Annotated in this window: 12 protein-coding genes; 7 read left to right on the top strand and 5 right to left on the bottom strand. The window is 57.3% G+C overall.

The features are described 5' to 3' along the window. Positions 1-92: 92 nt before the first annotated feature. Positions 93-812 carry a GntR family transcriptional regulator gene (locus WE862_RS15930; protein ID WP_042032345.1) on the top strand — a complete coding sequence of 240 codons (720 nt, stop codon included), beginning with the start codon at positions 93-95 and terminating at the stop codon, positions 810-812. 114 nt (positions 813-926) lie between these two features. Here WE862_RS15930 and xseA read toward each other — a convergent pair whose 3' ends face one another. The 5 genes from xseA to WE862_RS15905 all read right to left on the bottom strand — a co-directional run bounded on the left by xseA (position 927) and on the right by WE862_RS15905 (position 6,527). Further along, positions 927-2,306: an exodeoxyribonuclease VII large subunit gene (xseA, locus tag WE862_RS15925; protein ID WP_042032346.1), complete on the bottom strand. Its 1,380-nt coding sequence runs from the start codon at positions 2,304-2,306 to the stop codon at positions 927-929. Between the two features lie 123 nt (positions 2,307-2,429). Continuing rightward, positions 2,430-2,852 carry an ExbD/TolR family protein gene (locus WE862_RS15920; protein ID WP_042032347.1) on the bottom strand — a complete coding sequence of 141 codons (423 nt, stop codon included), beginning with the start codon at positions 2,850-2,852 and terminating at the stop codon, positions 2,430-2,432. Next, a complete protein-coding gene (locus WE862_RS15915; protein WP_042032349.1) occupies positions 2,852-3,604 on the bottom strand; it encodes a MotA/TolQ/ExbB proton channel family protein in 753 nt (250 codons plus the stop codon). The genes WE862_RS15920 and WE862_RS15915 overlap by 1 nt, the downstream gene beginning before the upstream one ends. A 2-nt stretch (positions 3,605-3,606) precedes the next feature. Further along, positions 3,607-4,329 (bottom strand): energy transducer TonB, encoded by a 723-nt coding sequence (locus WE862_RS15910; RefSeq protein WP_042032350.1) that lies wholly within the window; start codon positions 4,327-4,329, stop codon positions 3,607-3,609. A gap of 311 nt (positions 4,330-4,640) precedes the next feature. Next, complete coding sequence (locus tag WE862_RS15905) at positions 4,641-6,527, bottom strand: potassium transporter Kup (RefSeq protein ID WP_082035501.1); 1,887 nt, start codon at positions 6,525-6,527, stop codon at positions 4,641-4,643. A gap of 558 nt (positions 6,528-7,085) precedes the next feature. Here WE862_RS15905 and guaB point away from each other — a divergent pair. From guaB to WE862_RS15875, 6 genes are all read left to right on the top strand, one after another. Next, complete coding sequence (gene guaB, locus WE862_RS15900) at positions 7,086-8,549, top strand: IMP dehydrogenase (RefSeq protein WP_041207517.1); 1,464 nt, start codon at positions 7,086-7,088, stop codon at positions 8,547-8,549. An 84-nt stretch (positions 8,550-8,633) separates the two neighbouring features. Beyond that, positions 8,634-10,223 carry a glutamine-hydrolyzing GMP synthase gene (gene guaA, locus WE862_RS15895; RefSeq protein ID WP_042032353.1) on the top strand — a complete coding sequence of 530 codons (1,590 nt, stop codon included), beginning with the start codon at positions 8,634-8,636 and terminating at the stop codon, positions 10,221-10,223. A gap of 381 nt (positions 10,224-10,604) precedes the next feature. Next, a complete protein-coding gene (locus WE862_RS15890; protein WP_033115211.1) occupies positions 10,605-10,877 on the top strand; it encodes a hypothetical protein in 273 nt (90 codons plus the stop codon). Positions 10,878-11,174: 297 nt separating this feature from the next. Next, positions 11,175-15,026 (top strand): hypothetical protein, encoded by a 3,852-nt coding sequence (locus WE862_RS15885; RefSeq protein ID WP_042032355.1) that lies wholly within the window; start codon positions 11,175-11,177, stop codon positions 15,024-15,026. A gap of 300 nt (positions 15,027-15,326) precedes the next feature. Further along, on the top strand, positions 15,327-16,706 hold the full coding sequence (locus WE862_RS15880; protein ID WP_042032357.1) for a leucine-rich repeat-containing protein kinase family protein: 1,380 nt from the start codon (positions 15,327-15,329) through the stop codon (positions 16,704-16,706). A 254-nt stretch (positions 16,707-16,960) separates the two neighbouring features. After that, positions 16,961-17,608, top strand: coding sequence for a thiopurine S-methyltransferase (locus tag WE862_RS15875; RefSeq protein ID WP_042032358.1), 648 nt, complete (start codon positions 16,961-16,963; stop codon positions 17,606-17,608). The last annotated feature ends 167 nt before the right edge of the window (positions 17,609-17,775 follow it).

Raw genomic sequence — 17,775 nt, 5'->3', positions numbered from 1 at the left:
AATGAGGCTGAGCCGTTTTGTCTGCCGGGCAACTGGGGTAGAATGGCGCCTCTTCCATTTATCATGGCGCAGAGCCGACGAGGTGGCCTTTCGTGTCGAAAAAACCCATGTATCGCCAGATAGCCGACACCATCCAGCAGTGGATTGCGCAAGGGGAGCTGGCCCCCGGCGATGCCCTGCCCACCGAAGCCGAGCTGCGCGAGCAGTTCGGGGTGAGCCGGGTGACGGTGCGTCAGGCCCTCAAGCAGCTGACCGAACTCAACGTCATCGAGAGCATTCAGGGCAGTGGCAGCTACGTGCGCCAGGAGAAGGTGAACTACGACATCTATCAGCTCACCAGCCTCTATGAGAAGGTGACCGATCCGGCGGCCGAGACCCACAGCGACATTCTCGCCTTCGAGGTGATCAAGGCGAGCAGCGAGCTGGCCGATCGGCTCAATCTGGTGGAGGGTGCGCTGGTCTATTACGTCAAGCGGGTGCGCTTTATTCGCCAGATCGCGGTAACGCTGGAGGAGACCTGGATGCCGCTCGCTCTCTTCCCCGATCTCAGCTACGCGGTGATGCAGGGCTCGAAGTACCACTACATCGAAGAGGTGAAGCAGCTGGTGATCGACCGCAGCGAGCAGGAGATCATTCCGGTGCTCCCCTCGGCGCAGGTAGTGGAGGCGCTCGGTATCGACCCGGCCAAGCCCATTATCGAGAAGGTCTCCCGTGGCTTCTTGCAAGATGGCACCGTGTTCGAGTTCAGTCGCAACTTCTTCAAGAGCGATGATTACAAGTTCACCCTGGTCGCCCGCCGCGCCAAGGGGTGAGGTCGCAAGCACCCGAGACCAAAAAGGCCACCACCGTGTTTGCGGTGGTGGCCTTTGTTTTTGGCAGATTGCCGAGCTGAATAGCAGATTGGCTGGTGGTTTGATGCAGCCGCTCTACTGCGCAGAGTCTTTGATAACTTCCTCGACCCGCACCTGCAGGCTCCCTTGCGCCAGAGTGGTGACGAGCTGGTCGCCGCTGCTGACCTGATCGGCGCGGCTGATGACTTCACCACGCGCAGTGCGGGTGATGGAGTAACCGCGCCCCAGAGTGGCGAGCGGGCTCACCCCGTCGAGGCGGGCGGTGAGCATGGCGAGGCGGTGGCTCGCAAGGTCTTGCCGCTTGGCAATCAGGGCATGAAGCCGCTCCTCGGCCAGCTGGTGGCGGCGCTTGCCAGCTGCCAAGAGGCGCTCCGGACTTTTGCCCTGCAGGCGCAGCTCAAGGTTGGCGAGGCGCCGCTCACCCTGATGCAGCCGCTGGCGTAGCAGCTGCTGCAAACGAGTAGATAGCTCGTCGAGGCGCTGGGATTGCTGCTCCAGCCGCCGTTTCGGATCCTGATGGTCGAGCCGTTTTTGCAGCAGGATGAAATCGTGGCGGGCGGCGGTCTGCTGGCGGCTCATCGCCTGCAGCAGCCGCTGCTTGAGGTGAACCAGACGCTGGGCACGGGCGCTCTGATCCGGCGCCACCAGCTCGGCGGCAGCCGACGGGGTAGGGGCGCGCAAGTCGGCGGCAAAGTCGCTGATGGTGACATCCACCTCGTGGCCCACTGCGCTCACCACAGGGATGGCAGAGTGGGCAATGGCACGCGCCACCGCCTCTTCGTTGAAGCACCAGAGATCTTCGAGCGAGCCGCCGCCACGCCCGACGATCAGCACATTCACCTCGGCGCGCTGGTTCGCTTTGGCGATCGCCGCGACGATCTGGCTGATGGCGGCGCTCCCCTGCACCTGAGTCGGGTAGATAAAGACCGGCAGATCCGGCGCGCGCCGTTTAAGCACCGTCAGCATATCGTGCAGGGCGGCGCCAGTGGCGGAGGTGACAAGGCCCACCGCCCGCGGTTCACGGGGCAGCGGCCGCTTGCGGCCTTCGTCAAACAGTCCCTCGGCGCCGAGACGGCGCTTGAGCTCTTCAAAACGCAGCGCCAGCACGCCATCGCCTGCGGGCTGCATCGACTCGATGATCAGCTGGTAGTCGCCGCGCGGCTCATAGAGGGAGACCCGCGCCTGCACCAGCACCTGCATGCCATCCTGCGGGCGGAAGGCCACCCGCCGGTTGTTGCCCTTGAACATGGCGCAGCGCACCTGCGCCGACATGTCCTTGAGGGAGAAGTACCAGTGACCGGAGCTTGGCATCGCCAGATTGGAGAGTTCGCCGGTCAGCCACACCAGCCCCAGATCCTGCTCCAGGATCATGCGCACGGCGCTGTTGAGGCGGGTGACGGTAAAGACCTGCTGCTCGCGGCCGTTCGTCGCACTGGATGGGGTAAATCGGTTCAATGGCGTACCTGTGATCTGCCCCGGCGGGGCGGGGATAAAACGATGGCCGCTATCTTACCCCAGCACGGGGCAGGTGCCGAGCCTCTATCAGCCCGAGCACCCGATATCGCCTTTGCAGGGCGTTCATTCGTTCTGTGGCTGGCTGACCAACGCGATCTTGTGCAGGCCGTGGCGAGACGCAGCTGCCATGACGTTGGCGATGGTGCCATATTCGACCCGTCGGTCGATGCGCAGCTGGATCTCGGGCAACTCGCCGGGAGCTTTGCTGGCGCTCTCCATGCGGGCCAGCAGCGCCGTTTCATCCACCTCCTGCTCGTTCCAGTAGGTCTTGCCCGCGCTGTCGATGGAGAGAGTGATCGCCTCCGGTTTGGGCTGATTGAGCTGGCTGCTCGCCTTGGGCAGATCGAGTTTGACCGCGTTGGTGAGCAGGGGCGCGGTGATCATAAAGACGATAAGCAGCACCAGCATCACATCGATCATCGGGATCATGTTGATTTCGCTGAGGGGCTGCTCATCCTCATCGCCGGGCAGGGAACCGAATGCCATTATTGACCTCCCGTTTTGGCTGAGCGCTGGGCAAGGCGGGTGACATTGCTTGCCGCCGGTTCAAAACCGGTCAGCAGCAGGGCAAACAGGTCGTGGGCAAAGGCATCCAGCTCAGCCATTTTCAGGCGGTTGCGTCGCACGAAGAAGTTGTAGACCAGCACGGCGGGCAGGGCGACAGCCAGACCAAAGCCGGTCATGATCAGTGCCTCGCCAACCGGGCCGGCTACCTTGTCGAGGCTGCTCTGGCCAGCGGCGCCGATGGCAAGCAGGGCGTGATAGATGCCCCAGACGGTGCCAAACAGCCCGATAAAGGGGGCTGCTGATCCCACCGAGGCGAGAAAGGCGAGCCCCTGCTCCAGCCGTATCTTCTCCTGAGCGAGCCCCTGACGCAGGGCGCGCAGCAGATACTCGTCAGGAGATCCCAGACCCAGTGAGCGGGGGCGGGCATCGGCTCGTTCCAGCTGGCCGATGGCTATCAGCGCCGCATTGGTCAAGCGGCTATAGGCGTCTTGCGGGATCTCTTTGGCCAGTCGCTGCTCCATCTGTTGCACGTTCTCGTGTTGCCAGAACTGCTCGACAAACTGTTTGCCAAGGCGTCGCTCGCGCCAGGCAAACCAGAGCTTGAGCAGAGCAAAGTAGCAGGTGCCGAGCGACATCAGTACCAGCAGCACAAATGGCAACAGGCCAACACCGCTGTTTTGCGTGAGCAGATGGGCAAGCCCCATCCCGTTGTTGGCAATCTCCGGATCCATGGTTAACCCCTTATCTGAAAAATGATGGTGACTCTTGCCCAGGCCGCGACGGCCACATTGTTCTGTTTGCCGGGAATAAAGCGCCAGCGGCTGACTGTGCGGCGCGCTTCCCTGTCGAGCCGGTAATACCCGCTGCTCTGATCGATCTCCACCGAACTTGCCGTGCCATCGGCGTTGACCCGTACCTTGAGGATGACCCGACCCTCTTCCCCCCGACTGCGCGACTCGTAGGGGTAGGGGGGCTCGGGATTGTGCAGGGAGGGATCTCGCGCAATGGGGGCGCTGCTGCCAGTGGTGGCGTGTTGGTTGTTGCTGCCTGCCGGCGCCGTGGAGTGGCTGCTGCCTGTATTCGAACTGTTGTCGGTGACCGGACTCACGGGCATCGCTGCAGGCGTTTGCGATTGTTGGCTGACCGCTGATCCGGCAGGTTTGGCGGCCGCATGGGCAACCGGTTTGACGATGGGTTTGCTGACTCTCTTTTTGACCACCGGTTTGGGGCGCGCAGGCCGAACCTGCTTTGCTGCAGGTTTCGCGGTTGGTGCTGCCTTTCTGGCCGGTTGTTTGGCAGTCGTGCTTTCACCTGCCCAGCGAGCGGACAGAGTGATCGGCAGGGGCTGGGCAACAGGTGCGGGAGCTCGCTCATAGGCAAACCAGAAGATAGCGGAGTGCAGAGCGATGGCCATGGCCAGAGAGATAAGCTTGGCAGGCCCGATAGCACTATCCATTGGCAGCGAGATTGGCTCCGATCCTAGATAGCTGGATGCCATGACCTGATTCCCTTCCTGAACGTCATATTGATACTCAAATGGCAAGTATGAGACGCCTGACCCGGCGCAAAGGCTGCTAGCTTGCCTCACTCGATAGTCAGCAAACAATAACTATTATCAATCGCGTTTTAATCGGTTTGGCTTGATGAGAGGCAGACCGATCGAGGCTCAATGCGGCGCTTCGTCGGTGTTAAAAGCCCACTTGTCAGCCTGCTGCCTGTTACAAGAGGGCTTTTGATTCTGTTCCTGATGATGCCGGTGGTGCCGTGTCAAAGCTCCAGCAATACCCCCAGCTCCACCACCCGGTTGGCCGGAATATGGAAGAAATCGGTCGCCTTGAGGGCGTTGCGATTCATCCAGACAAACAGCCCCTCGCGCCAGCGGGCCATGCCCGGAATATCGGTGCTGACCAGATTCTCGTGAGAGAGGAAGAAGGAGGTCTGGCTCATGGCGACTTTGAGATCGTGCTGGGCGCAGGCTTGAAAGATCTCCTCCATGTCGGGGGTCTCCTTGTAGCCAAAATGGGCGACAACTTGCCAAAAACCCTCCCCAAGCTGCTTGAGCTGGACCCGTTCGCTAAAGGCGAGCCAGGGTTCATCCTTGATGCGAACGGTGAGGAAAATGATCCGTTCGTGCAGGATCTTGTTGTGTTTGAGATTGTGCAGCATGGCGTGGGGCACCACCATCTCGGAGCGTGACAAGAACACGGCTGTGCCCGGCACCCGCAGCGGTGGGTGCTCAAGCATGTTGTCGACAAAGCGGGTCAGGGCAAACGACTTGTTCTCCAGTTTGTCGAGCACCAGCTCGCGCCCCCGCTTCCAGGTAGTCATCACCAGAATGGCGAGCAGGGCAAACAGAATGGGGAGCCAGCCGCCCGCCAGCAGCTTGGTACTGTTGGCGGCAAAGAAGGTGGCGTCTACCAGCAGCAGCGGCGCGCACACCAGCGCAATCAGCCAGCGTGGCCACTTCCAGCGTGTGGCGGCTACCACCATCAGCAGCAGGGTTGTGAGCACCATGGTACCGGTGACGGCGATACCGTAGGCGGCGGCCAGATTGCTTGAGGTCTGGAACCAGAGGGTCACGATGACAATCCCTGCCAGCAGCAACCAGTTCACCAGCGGCAGGTAGATCTGGCCAATCTCCCGCTCGGAGGTGTGGCGGATCTCCTGACGGGGCAGATAGCCGAGCAGGATCGCCTGACGCACCACCGAGTAGGTGCCGGAGATAACCGCCTGCGAGGCGATGACGGTCGCCATGGTGGCCAGCACCAGCAGTGGCAGGGTGAGCCAGGAGGGGGCGAGCAGGTAGAAGGGGTTCTCGACGGCGGCGGGATTACGCAGCAGCAGCGCGCCCTGACCGAAGTAGTTGAGCAGCAGGGCCGGCATCACCAGCGAGCCCCACGCCAGTCGGATGGCACCGCGGCCAAAGTGACCCATGTCGGCGTAGAGCGCCTCCGTGCCCGTCACGCAGAGCACTACGGCGCCCAGGGTAATGAAGGCAACACCGGGTCGCTCGACAATAAAATCAATGGCATAAAGCGGATTGATGGCCTGCAGAATGACCGGATTCTGGATGATTTCGATCGCCCCCAGCAGGGCCAGCACGCCAAACCAGAGCAGCATGATGGGGCCGAACAGCTGACCTATCCCCGCAGTGCCGTAATGCTGGGCACCAAAGAGGATCACCAGCACGATCAGCGTCACTGGGAGCACGAAGGGGGCGAGATCCGGGGCGATCACCTCCAGCCCCTCGACGGCAGAGAGCACCGAGATGGCGGGGGTGATCACCGCATCTCCGGCAAAAAGTCCCACCCCGACCAGGCCAAGCAGCATGGCGATAGCACGGGCGCGGGGCGAGAGGCGGCGTGATGCCAGCGAGGCGAGGGTCAGTACGCCCCCTTCACCCTTGTCGTCGGCACTCAGCACCAGCAGCACATATTTGAACGAGACCACCACCATGATGGTCCAGAAGAAGAGGGATATGAGGGAGAGAACCTCCTGTGGGCCCGGCTGCAAACCGATGTGGCCGGCAAAGCACTCCTTGAGGGCATAGAGCGGGCTGGTGCCCAGATCGCCGTAGACGACCCCGAGCGCTGCCAGCGTAATCGCCGCCCGTCCTTGGTGAAGTTGTCGACCCATCATGAAATTCCATTTCAATTCAGCGTGTTAGTCATGATACGCAAGAGTCGGATGCAAAGGAACAGGATTATCGGGAAAGCACTTGCCAGTACGAAAACGGGCAATTTTTGCACCAGTGAAACCATCAAGGCAGACAGCGTTTCGTAGGTGCAACAGTGCAGTTTTATGCCTCCGAAGTGTGGCAATAGTGCGGCAATAACGGGGACCTGACTGCCTCTCCGAATCGGTGATTTTCGCTCTGGATTGCGGCTGTTTTTACCGGGAAAAGTGGTGAAAAAATAAGCGGTTTGGCGGCGCTGTTCGGGTGGTTTTGACAGGGGGAAGGGGAGCCATTCTGACCGCTTGGGGAGGAGCGTTTGGCAAACGGGCAGGGTGCATAAAACACCACTTTGCCAACTCTTTTGCCCCGAAATGGCGGTTTTCGTACTGATAATCTTGGTTTTTTGGCGTTTTGGCCTCCTAAATGAGGGCTACGCCATAAAAAATTCAAAAAACTTCTTTACCAGTGACCAATCCGTGAGTAAACTTCGTCGGCAATATTTTACACCCCCACTTCCTCAACGGTGAGATATTGCCATGCTCAGGATTGCCAAAGAAGCGTTAACCTTCGACGATGTACTGTTGGTTCCCGCCCACTCCGAAGTTCTTCCCAATACTGCCGATCTGCGTACCAAGCTGACCTCCGCCATCAGCTTGAACATCCCGATGATTTCCGCTGCCATGGACACAGTGACCGAAGCCCGTCTGGCTATCGCACTGGCCCAGGAAGGCGGTATCGGCTTTATCCACAAGAACATGTCCATCGAGCAGCAGGCTGCCGAAGTGCGCAAGGTCAAGAAGTACGAGAGCGGCGTGGTCACTGACCCCGTTACCGTGCGCCCTGACATGACCATCGCCCAAATCAAGGAGCTGAGCCACAAGAATGGCTTCGCCGGTTACCCCGTGGTGACTGATGGCAATCAGCTGGTCGGTATCATCACCGGCCGTGACGTGCGCTTCGTGATTGACCTCTCCCAGACCGTTGAACAGATCATGACCCAGAAAGATCGTCTGGTCACCGTGCGTGAAGGGGCCCCTCGCGAAGAGGTGGTTGCCCTGATGCAAAAGCACCGTATCGAAAAAGTGCTGGTGGTGAACGCCGACTTCAAACTCAAGGGCATGATCACCGTTAAAGATTTCCAGAAAGCCGAGCGCAAGCCCCACGCCTGTAAAGATGACAAGGGTCGTCTGCGGGTCGGCGCTGCCGTCGGTGCCGGTGCCGGTAACGAAGAGCGCGTTGCCGCGCTGGTGGAAGCCGGTGTTGACGTGCTGCTGATCGACTCCTCCCACGGCCACTCCCAGGGCGTGCTGGATCGCATCAAGGCCACTCGTGAAGCCTATCCGGATCTGCAGATCATCGGTGGCAACGTGGCGACCGCCGCTGGCGCCAAGGCGCTGGTTGCTGCCGGCGTCAACGCCGTCAAGGTCGGTATCGGCCCGGGCTCCATCTGTACTACCCGTATCGTGACCGGCGTGGGCGTGCCCCAGATCACCGCCATCTCCGATGCCGTTGATGCGCTGGAAGGCACCGGCGTACCGGTTATCGCCGACGGCGGCATCCGCTTCTCCGGCGACATCGCCAAGGCCATCGCCGCGGGCGCCAGCTGCGTCATGGTTGGCTCCATGTTCGCCGGTACCGAAGAAGCGCCGGGCGAGATCGAGCTCTATCAGGGTCGCTCCTTCAAATCCTACCGTGGCATGGGTTCTCTGGGCGCCATGTCCAAAGGCTCCAGCGACCGCTACTTCCAGACCGACAACGCCGCCGACAAGCTGGTACCGGAAGGTATCGAAGGTCGCGTGCCTTATAAAGGTCGCCTCAAAGAGATCATCCATCAGCAGATGGGCGGCCTGCGCTCCTCCATGGGCCTGACCGGCAGCGCCACCATCGACGACATGCGCACCAAGGCTGAATTCGTGCGCATCTCCGGCGCCGGGATGAAAGAGTCCCACGTCCACGATGTGACCATTACCAAAGAAGCCCCCAACTATCGGATGGGCTGATAAAACGGGGCCCTGCGCCCCGTTTTTCCACCCTTTTTTTATCCCGTGCCCTTTGTGACAACATCAGCCTGATGCAGGAATAAAATGACTAAAGACATTCACCAGCACCGTATCCTTATCCTCGACTTCGGTTCCCAGTACACCCAGCTGATCGCCCGCCGCGTGCGCGAAATCGGCGTTTACTGCGAACTGTGGGCCTGGGACGTAACCGAAGAGCAGATCCGCGAATTCAATCCGAGCGGCATCATCCTCTCCGGCGGCCCCGAGTCCGTCACCGAAGCGGGCAGCCCGCGCGCCCCCGAGTATGTGTTCAACGCCGGTGTCCCTGTGTTCGGTATCTGCTACGGCATGCAGACCATGGCCGAGCAGCTGGGTGGCAAGGTGCAATCCTCCACCGAGCGTGAATTCGGTTACGCCAAGGTGGAAGTGCTGGGCGAAGCTGGCAAGAGCAGCGCCCTGTTGCGCAACATCGAAGATGCCATCGCCGACAACGGCAATGCCCTGCTGGATGTCTGGATGAGCCACGGTGACAAGGTCACCACCATTCCGGCCGACTTCACCACCATCGCCCGGACCCCGACCTGCCCCCACGCGGCCATGGCCAACGAAGCCAAGCGTTTCTACGGCGTGCAGTTCCACCCGGAAGTGACCCACACCCGTCAGGGTGCCCGCATGCTGGAGCACTTCGTCAAAGACATCTGCGGCTGCGAATGCCTCTGGACACCGGCCACCATCATCGACGACGCCGTTGCCCGCATCCGCGAGCAGGTGGGTGACGATGAAGTGATCCTCGGCCTCTCCGGCGGTGTCGACTCCTCCGTGGTTGCCATGCTGGTGCACCGCGCCATCGGCGATCGCCTGACCTGCGTATTCGTGGACAACGGCCTGCTGCGCCTGAACGAAGGCACCCAGGTGATGGAGATGTTTGGCGATCACTTTGGTCTCAACATCGTCAAGGTCGATGCCGAAGAGCGCTTCCTCTCTGCCCTGGCCGGTGTTGACGAGCCGGAAGCCAAGCGCAAGATCATCGGCCGCGTCTTCGTCGAAGTGTTTGACGATGAAGCGAAAAAGCTGAAAAACGCCAAGTGGCTGGCGCAAGGCACCATCTATCCGGACGTTATCGAATCCGCTGCCAGCAAGACCGGCAAGGCCCACGTCATCAAGTCTCACCACAACGTCGGTGGCCTGCCGGAAGAGATGAAGATGGGTCTGGTCGAGCCGCTGCGCGAACTGTTCAAAGACGAAGTGCGCCGCGTCGGCCTTGAGCTGGGTCTGCCTTACGATATGCTCTACCGTCACCCGTTCCCGGGCCCGGGTCTGGGCGTGCGCGTTCTTGGCGAAGTGAAGAAAGAGTACTGCGATATCTTGCGCCGCGCCGATGCGGTCTTTATCGAAGAGCTGCGCAAAGCCGATCTCTACAACCAGGTCAGCCAGGCGTTCGCCGTGTTCCTGCCGGTGCGCTCCGTTGGCGTCATGGGCGATGGCCGCAAATATGACTGGGTCATTGCCCTGCGCGCCGTCGAAACCATCGACTTTATGACCGCCCACTGGGCTCACCTGCCGTACGACTTCCTCGGTCACGTATCGAATCGCATCATCAACGAGATCAACGGTATCTCCCGCGTGGTGTACGACGTCTCCGGCAAGCCGCCCGCAACCATCGAATGGGAATAAGCGGCACGCGCCCTGCTGCCCATCGAGCATAAAAATGCAAAAAAGACGCCCTTGCGGCGTCTTTTCTTTTTCCAATCGTTTGCGCCGCAATTTTCTGCCCGCTAGCAGCTTTGCCCGGGCGCGCCCCTGTCACATCTAACAGGAGGCGATTTCTGGCATCGGCACTAGGCTCTTTCATGCCCATTGCGACCGGCCCCTGATGATAGAGCGCCAGCAAGCCTTATCAGACAAGGCGGGCGGCAACAGGGCCGCGATGCGGCAAAGGGGAGTCAGCGTGCCTACCGGCAGCGGCTCCCGGTGGAGACCGGAAACCACTTGAATCAACGGGGCGCAGCCCGATCGGCCAAACGAATCGGGATCATAGAGCACGGAGAGTTTGATATGTCAGAACAAGCAGTGTTGGTAGGTGGATGGACCGCATATCACAAGCTGACCGCCGAAGATCAGGCAGTGTTCAACCAGGCGATGAAAGGATTTGTCGGGGTACAGTACACCCCCTTTGAAGTCTCCACCCAGGTGGTGGCTGGTACCAACTACCGCTTCAAGTGCAAGAGCACAGTGCCGCTCGCCCAGCCGATCCATGGCGAAGCCGTGGTGCAGATCTTCCAGTCTCTGGATGGCTCGGCCCATATCACCTCCATCACCCCGATCTGATTGGGTTGCGGAGCAAGACGGGGAGGGGGAGTAGCTTCCAACCTGCTTGCTCCGAATCCTGTAATAAGAAAGACGCCTTAGGGCGTCTTTCTTATTACAGGAGTTTGCATGTCAATATTTTTCAGACAACAGAACTGTGGAGGAATGAAACTCATGTGACTGTTAATATGGGTAGATTTTTTGGTCGAAATGCAATCACCTCCCGGTATAGGTCACACCATTTCCTGTACAAGTAGATAATTGATTTGTATGTGAATAACATAGTGGCCTTCTAACTCGGAAGCATCAGAGGGCATCGTGGCGATTTTTGATATTGAGAAAGATGACTTACTCCGGCTCTCTGATAGCCAGCTTGAAGAGTTAATAGCGCGCCTTGCCGAGGCGGAAATTGCAGCCCATGGTCATAGCCCTGCTTATGTACACTGGTCAGGCTCTATAAATGCTCCCGACGGCGGTATCGATGTGCACGTTAAAGTACCGGTCGAGCAAATGAGCACTGGCTTTATTGAAAGACCTGATACGATCTTTCAAGCAAAAATACACGATATGCCGAAATCGGCAATCAGCAAAGAAATGGCTCCCACAGGAAAATTATCACGTGCTATCGCAGGGCTAGCGGCAAAGCGCGGTAGCTATATCATCGTCAGCTTGGGTGATAATTGCTCTCCTCTTATGAAAGAGGACCGCCTGCAAGCAATGCAGTATGCGGTAGCGGATGATCCTAATCACTCCAATATTCACTTGGATTTTTACGACCGATCGAAACTGGTGCAATGGCTGCGGCAGCACCCGTCAGTCATGCTCTGGGCCAAAAAAATACTTGGTCAGGGATATTCTGGGTGGCAGCCATATGGGGCTTGGAGCAATCCTCCTCAGGGGGCAGAAGATACCTTGATTTCAGCACCAGGGGTGATAATTACTCTGCCATCAGGAAAAGGGCAAAAGCTAGCCATTCAGGACGCTATCGGGCCAATGCGTGAGCTGATTCGCTCAACCAATAAAGCTGTTCGGATTACGGGATTATCCGGTGTTGGAAAGACCCGAATTGTACAGGCTCTTTTCGATGAATCAGTCGGAGCAGATGCGCTCGATCGGACTATCGCAGTTTATGTTGATACTGGTGAAAACCCGGAACCCTCTGCAACAGCAATGTTGGATAGACTGATCGCTGAGGGACGACGGGCCATTATGATCCTCGATAATTGTCCTTCTGAATTGCATACCCTCTTGGCCAGTAAAGTGACGGCAAACGGCTCGCAGGTGAGACTTATCACAGTTGAATATGACATTAAAGAAGGTGATAGACCGCAATTTACAGAAGTTATTCATATAGAGACTGTTGGGCCAGAGGTTGCTGAACAGCTTCTTTTTCGTCGCTTTCCTGATATTGGTCGAAATAACGCCCGCCGAATAGCAGAGTTTGCTGATGGTAATGCGCGGGTTTCTCTGGCTATCGCTGAGAGAGTTGAGGAAGGTGAAAGTCTGGCTCAGCTTTCAGATGCACAGTTGTTTAACCGCTTGTTCGAGCAGCAGAAAAATCCGGATGATGGTCTACGGGAGCAGGCGGAAATATTGTCTCTGGTTTATTCATTTTCGGTTTCATCGGCGAAGGAAAGCCAAAACGAACTGGAAGTATTGGGTTCTATCTCGGGGTATTCCGTAAAGCAGTTGTTCCAAGCAACAAGCAAGTTGTCAGAACGCCATATCGTACAAAAGAGGGCTCATTGGCGGGCCATTTTGCCTCATGCAATTGCCAACAGGTTGGCGTCATCGGCACTGAATTGTATTCCGGTTAATCAACTCAGAGTTATTTTTGAAACTTCCGGCCACCAACGTTTACTCATGTCGTTCGCGCACAGGTTAGGGCTGCTGCACGAGCATCCCGTGGCTAAAGAGATTGTGGAGAATTGGCTTGAACCAGATGGGCTGTTAGGGAATATAACAGCGTTGAGCGAGATATCGGCACGAATGCTGGATTATATCTCCCCAGTTGCACCTGAATATTTGCTTGACAGGATTGAGGCTGTACTTACCTCCTCTGATTTTAATGGCATAAAATCGGGTTATAATTCACACCGAACATCAATTATTAATATTTTATGTCAATTAGCATATGAGCCAAAAGCCTTTGAACGTTGCATGAAACTCCTGATCCATATGGCTGATTATGAGAAGGGAAACGATGGTAATAACTCACTGACAAGGCAGATAACGAATTTCTTCCAAGCATATTTGTCTGGCACGCACGCTACTTTAGTTCAGCGAATTGCCATTATGAATGAATGTTTTTTATCTGATGTAGCTAGACGTAGATCATTGGGTTTCAAGATGCTTTCGACAGCCCTCGAGGATCGCTGGACTGGTTTTGGAATGAATGCGTTTGGTGCTCGGCCGAGAGACTATGGACTTCACCCTAATCATGATGAGCTTGTGCAGTGGCGCCGCGCTTTTATCGATGAGGCTGTACAATTGGGCACTTCTGGCGATCCTGCTCTTGAAGTCCCTGCACGACAGATCATGGCTAATACATTTCGAGGGATGTGGAACCAGCAAGCGATGAGGGAAATACTGATTGATGCAGCTCGAAAATTACATGCACATCATCCTTGGGGCGAAGGCTGGAAAGCCATCCGTACGATGATATATTTCCACCATCATACCAAGCATAAAATATCTAATTATTTTGTGCCCATGCCAGATGCCCTTGTTGCACTGGAGAAAGAGCTGGAGCCTCATGATTTGCTTCCGACAATCATGATGTATGTGCTCAGCAGAGTACATGGCCCTTGGACGCTGGATACGGATTTTGATCACAACGATCATAACAAGTATCAGGAAGCCGAAAGGCGACTTACAACCAAGGCATTCCAATTGGGTGAGGAGTTTGCAGTCTCAAATCATAATTTCGATGAACTGGGGCCTAACCTATTTTCTAATGACTACATGCCTTACCGTACAGCATTCGGGAGAGGTTTGGCCAAGGGAGGGCATGATTTATATTCTGCTTGGCTAAAACTTGTCGAGTATCTTGAGATACAGCCTGCAGGATATAAAAACTTGTTAGTGTTTGAGGGCTTTATCGAAGAAGTTGACAGTATCGACCCAGCTCTTTCAAAGGTATTACTTGATCAGTGTGCACAACATCCTCAACTTCGACACGGTTTGGTTGAGCTGCATCCTCGATGGAATTTCACTGAAGCCGATCTGGATCGTTGTATGAATATTATGGATGACTCTGATATTCACCCGAGTATGTATGAATCAATCCTATGGCGGGATGAATATGGGGATTTATCCAGAGACCGAGTAATTGATCTTGCGATTCGACTCCTGAGAAAACCGAGAGGTTGTGATGTGGTGCTGCGTGCGTTAAGTATGCGGTTACATGATAAAGAATCAGGAGATCAGCTTGGCCTTGATTTTCGTCAGATTGGTCTTAAAGCGGCGATTTTAAGTCTTCCAAAGGATCACTGTGATCCCTCTGGGATGGATGATTACAACATGGAATGCGTCATCAATGCTGCATTACGTTTCGATGGCAATGAGCCAGAAAAACAGGAGTGGTTGGACGCGATCTTTGCTGTTGTTGACTTGCACTATGGTGATGTCCATTCATATGAAAGCGCCATTGAGACAACCGCCTCGCTGATGCCAGAGGCATTTTTAAACCGAGTTTTTGAAGGCACTGAAGAGCAACAGAAACGACGGCGGTTTTTTATTTGTAACAGCGACTTACGATTCTCACCTCTCTCCCATATTAATATGGATTTTCTGATTGCATGGTGTTGTGCCCGAAATGAGCCACGCGTATGGGGAGCTATTGCAGCAAGCATTAACTTGTGGGACAAGGATGAAGAGATTGAAAAACTTGAGATATCAGAGTTAGCTCTCAGGCTGCTTGAGGCATCTCCTGCCCCTGCAATTGTTCTGGAAATATTCGCCGAGCGTGTCACTCCTTCATCTTATTCTGGCAGTCGAGCCGAAGTAATGCAGTCCAGAGAGAAGGCTATTCGTAAGTTGGTTGAACATGAAAGAGCAGATATTTCGACTGCGGCTCAAAGAGTTTCTGCAAACTTGATTCAGCTAATCGAGCGCCAGAAAGAACGAGAGCTGCGGGAGGATATGGAACACGAGCAGCGGTTTGAATAAAAACTATCTGTTTCGAGTCCGTAGGGTGCAATGAAATTGCACCGCTCATTTGGTTTCTGCTGTTTTGCTCAAAAGCCGCTCTGAAAACGGTGCAATGCGCTGCGCTTATTGCACCCTACGTATTTTCGTCAATCTGCAGGGGTGGGGCGGCTGAGCGCTGAGCCTTGCCAAAGCAACAAAAGGGGCGATCTGCGTCCCGAATTCTTTATAATGCCCCCCTTTAAAATCGCCGGACCCGGGTTCGGCGCGCGCTGATGGTCGCTGTGCCATCAGGCAGATCATCAGGATTGAGAAACGGTTATGCATACTCTGGAACAGCTGCGCGCAGGTGAACTGTGCGGTGCCCGCCATTTGAAGCTCTCTGAAAACCTTGCGGTTTTCCCCAGCGAGATTTTGAGCCTGAAAGAGACGCTGGAGGTGCTGGATCTCACCGGCAACCAGCTAAGCACGCTGCCGGACGAGCTGGCCGGGTTTGGCAAACTGCGCATCATCTTCTGCACCGAAAACCGCTTTACCGAGCTGCCCGAGGTGCTGGGGCGCTGTCCGGCGCTGACCATGGTGGGCTTTAAGGCCAACCAGATTGCCACCGTGCCGGCCAAAGCGCTGCCCGCCGGTTTGCGCTGGCTGATCCTGACCGATAACGCAATTGAACGGCTGCCCGATGAGCTGGGTCAGTGCGATGCCCTGCAAAAGCTGATGCTGGCGGGCAACCGTCTGCGCGAGCTGCCGGCCAGCCTTGCCAATTGCCGCAAGCTGGAGCTGCTGCGCATCGCCGCCAACCGCATCGAGCGCTTCCCCGAGTGGCTGCTCGCGCTGCCGCGCCTTGCCTGGCTTGCCTACTCCGGCAACCCCTTTAGCGAGGGGGCGGAGGCGCGCGCCATCAGCGATGAGCAGGTTGCCTCCTTGCCGTGGCAGCGCCTTGCGATCGGCGAGCTGTTGGGGCAGGGGGCTTCTGGCGTGATTCATCGCGCGGCCATGCACAGTGAGCCGCTGGTGGCCGAGCGGATAGCCGATGAGTCGCGCGATGCCATTGGCGCGAGCGAGGTGGCGGTCAAGATCTTCAAGGGGGCGGTGACCAGCGATGGCTTGCCCCAGTGCGAGATGGCGGCGTCGCTGGCGGCAGGCGCTCACCCCAACCTGATCCCCGTCTTGGGGCGGGTGGCCGATCACCCCTCCGGCATGCCGGCGCTGGTGATGGCGCTGATCGACCCGGCCTTTGCCAATCTGGCGGGGCCGCCGAGTCTGGCCTCCTGCACCCGCGATGTTTATGACGAAGGGCTGCGCTTTACCCTGGCCGAGGCGCTGACGCTGGCCCTGGGGATTGCCTCGGTGGCGGGTCATCTGCACCAGGCCGGCATCATGCACGGGGATCTCTACGGTCACAATATCCTCTTTACCCGCGGGCCCTCTGCCCACGCCCTGCTCGGCGATTTTGGCGCCGCTTCCCTCTATGACCTGCATGAGCGCGAGCTGGCGCAGGGGCTGGAGCGACTGGAGGTACGCGCCTTTGGCTGCCTGCTGGAGGAGCTGCTGGCACGCTGCGATGGCGATGTTGATGAAGCGCAGCTTGCCGGTTTGCACCAGCTAACGGCGGCTTGTCTCTCTGAACTTCATGGCGATCGCCCCGATTTTGCCGAGATCGGCCGTCAGCTTGCGGTTGCGCGCAGCACCCTGTTGTGACCTTGCGGGCCTAATTGGCCCGTTAAATCCTCCTCTTTTACTCATTAATCATCACCAACCCATGCCACTTTGGCATGGGTTTAAGCCCCTGTTTGCCTGCCGGAGAGGCCAGAGTACCCCGCAGGCCATCACGGGAGATGCGGTGAGGGGCCGCCCGATAAAAAGGGTGGGCAGAGGGTTGCGTGGTGCCGGTTAAGTTGTGATATTGAGGCATCTTTTAGTAAGCAATTTTTCGTAAGCAATGGGGAATCATGATGGAAGCTGCGTTTTGGCATCAGCGTTGGGAAGAGAACCGAATTGGCTTTCATCAGGCAGATTTCAACCGCTGGCTGCAATCCTGGTGGTCGGCGCAGCAGCCGGATGAGCCGGTGCTGGTGCCCCTGTGCGGCAAGTCTCGCGACATGCTCTGGCTGAGCGGGCAGGGTCATCCGGTCGATGGCTTCGAGCTCTCCTCCGTCGCCATCGCCAGCTTTTTCAGTGAAAACAGCCTAAAGGCGGCGGTGAGCGAGGTGGGCCCCTATCAGTGCCATCAGGTCGAGAGCCTGCGCATCTTCGAAGGGGATTTCTTTGCCGCACCCGAGCTCGGTCGCCGCTATCGGCTGGTCTATGACCGGGCGGCGCTGATCGCCCTGCCAACCGCGATGCGCCGCCAGTATGCCGCGCTGATGAGCCGGCTGGTGGAGGAGGGGGGCCAGATCTTGCTGGTGACCCTTGAATATCAGCCGGAGCAGCAGAGCCAGCCGCCCTTCTCGGTGGGGGAGATGGAGGTGCGGGCGCTGTTTGAACGGGACTTTCGGGTCGAGGTGCTGGGGCGGGCTGCCGAGGTGGATCACCCGCGAGTGCTCTCCGGTCAGCTCTCCTATTTTGACGAAGTGGCCTATCGCCTGATCCGCCGTGCCTGAGAGGCGGCAAAGAGTGATCCGGCAGGGCAAATGAGTCGTCAGGTGGACTCTTCGCTACCTCCTTTGACGTAGATCAACGTGGTTTTCGGGGGGAGTGCCTAAGATGTGGCTGTTTCTCAATCACTGTTGGCATTGTACGGCGAGTTCAAGGGGTTTCCTGCTTGCCT

Source organism: Aeromonas jandaei (assembly GCF_037890695.1).
In the GTDB taxonomy this organism is placed as follows: Bacteria; Pseudomonadota; Gammaproteobacteria; order Enterobacterales; family Aeromonadaceae; genus Aeromonas; species Aeromonas jandaei.
The sequence above is the reverse complement of the archived record's forward strand: the minus strand, read 5'-3'. Positions and strand labels throughout refer to the sequence as shown.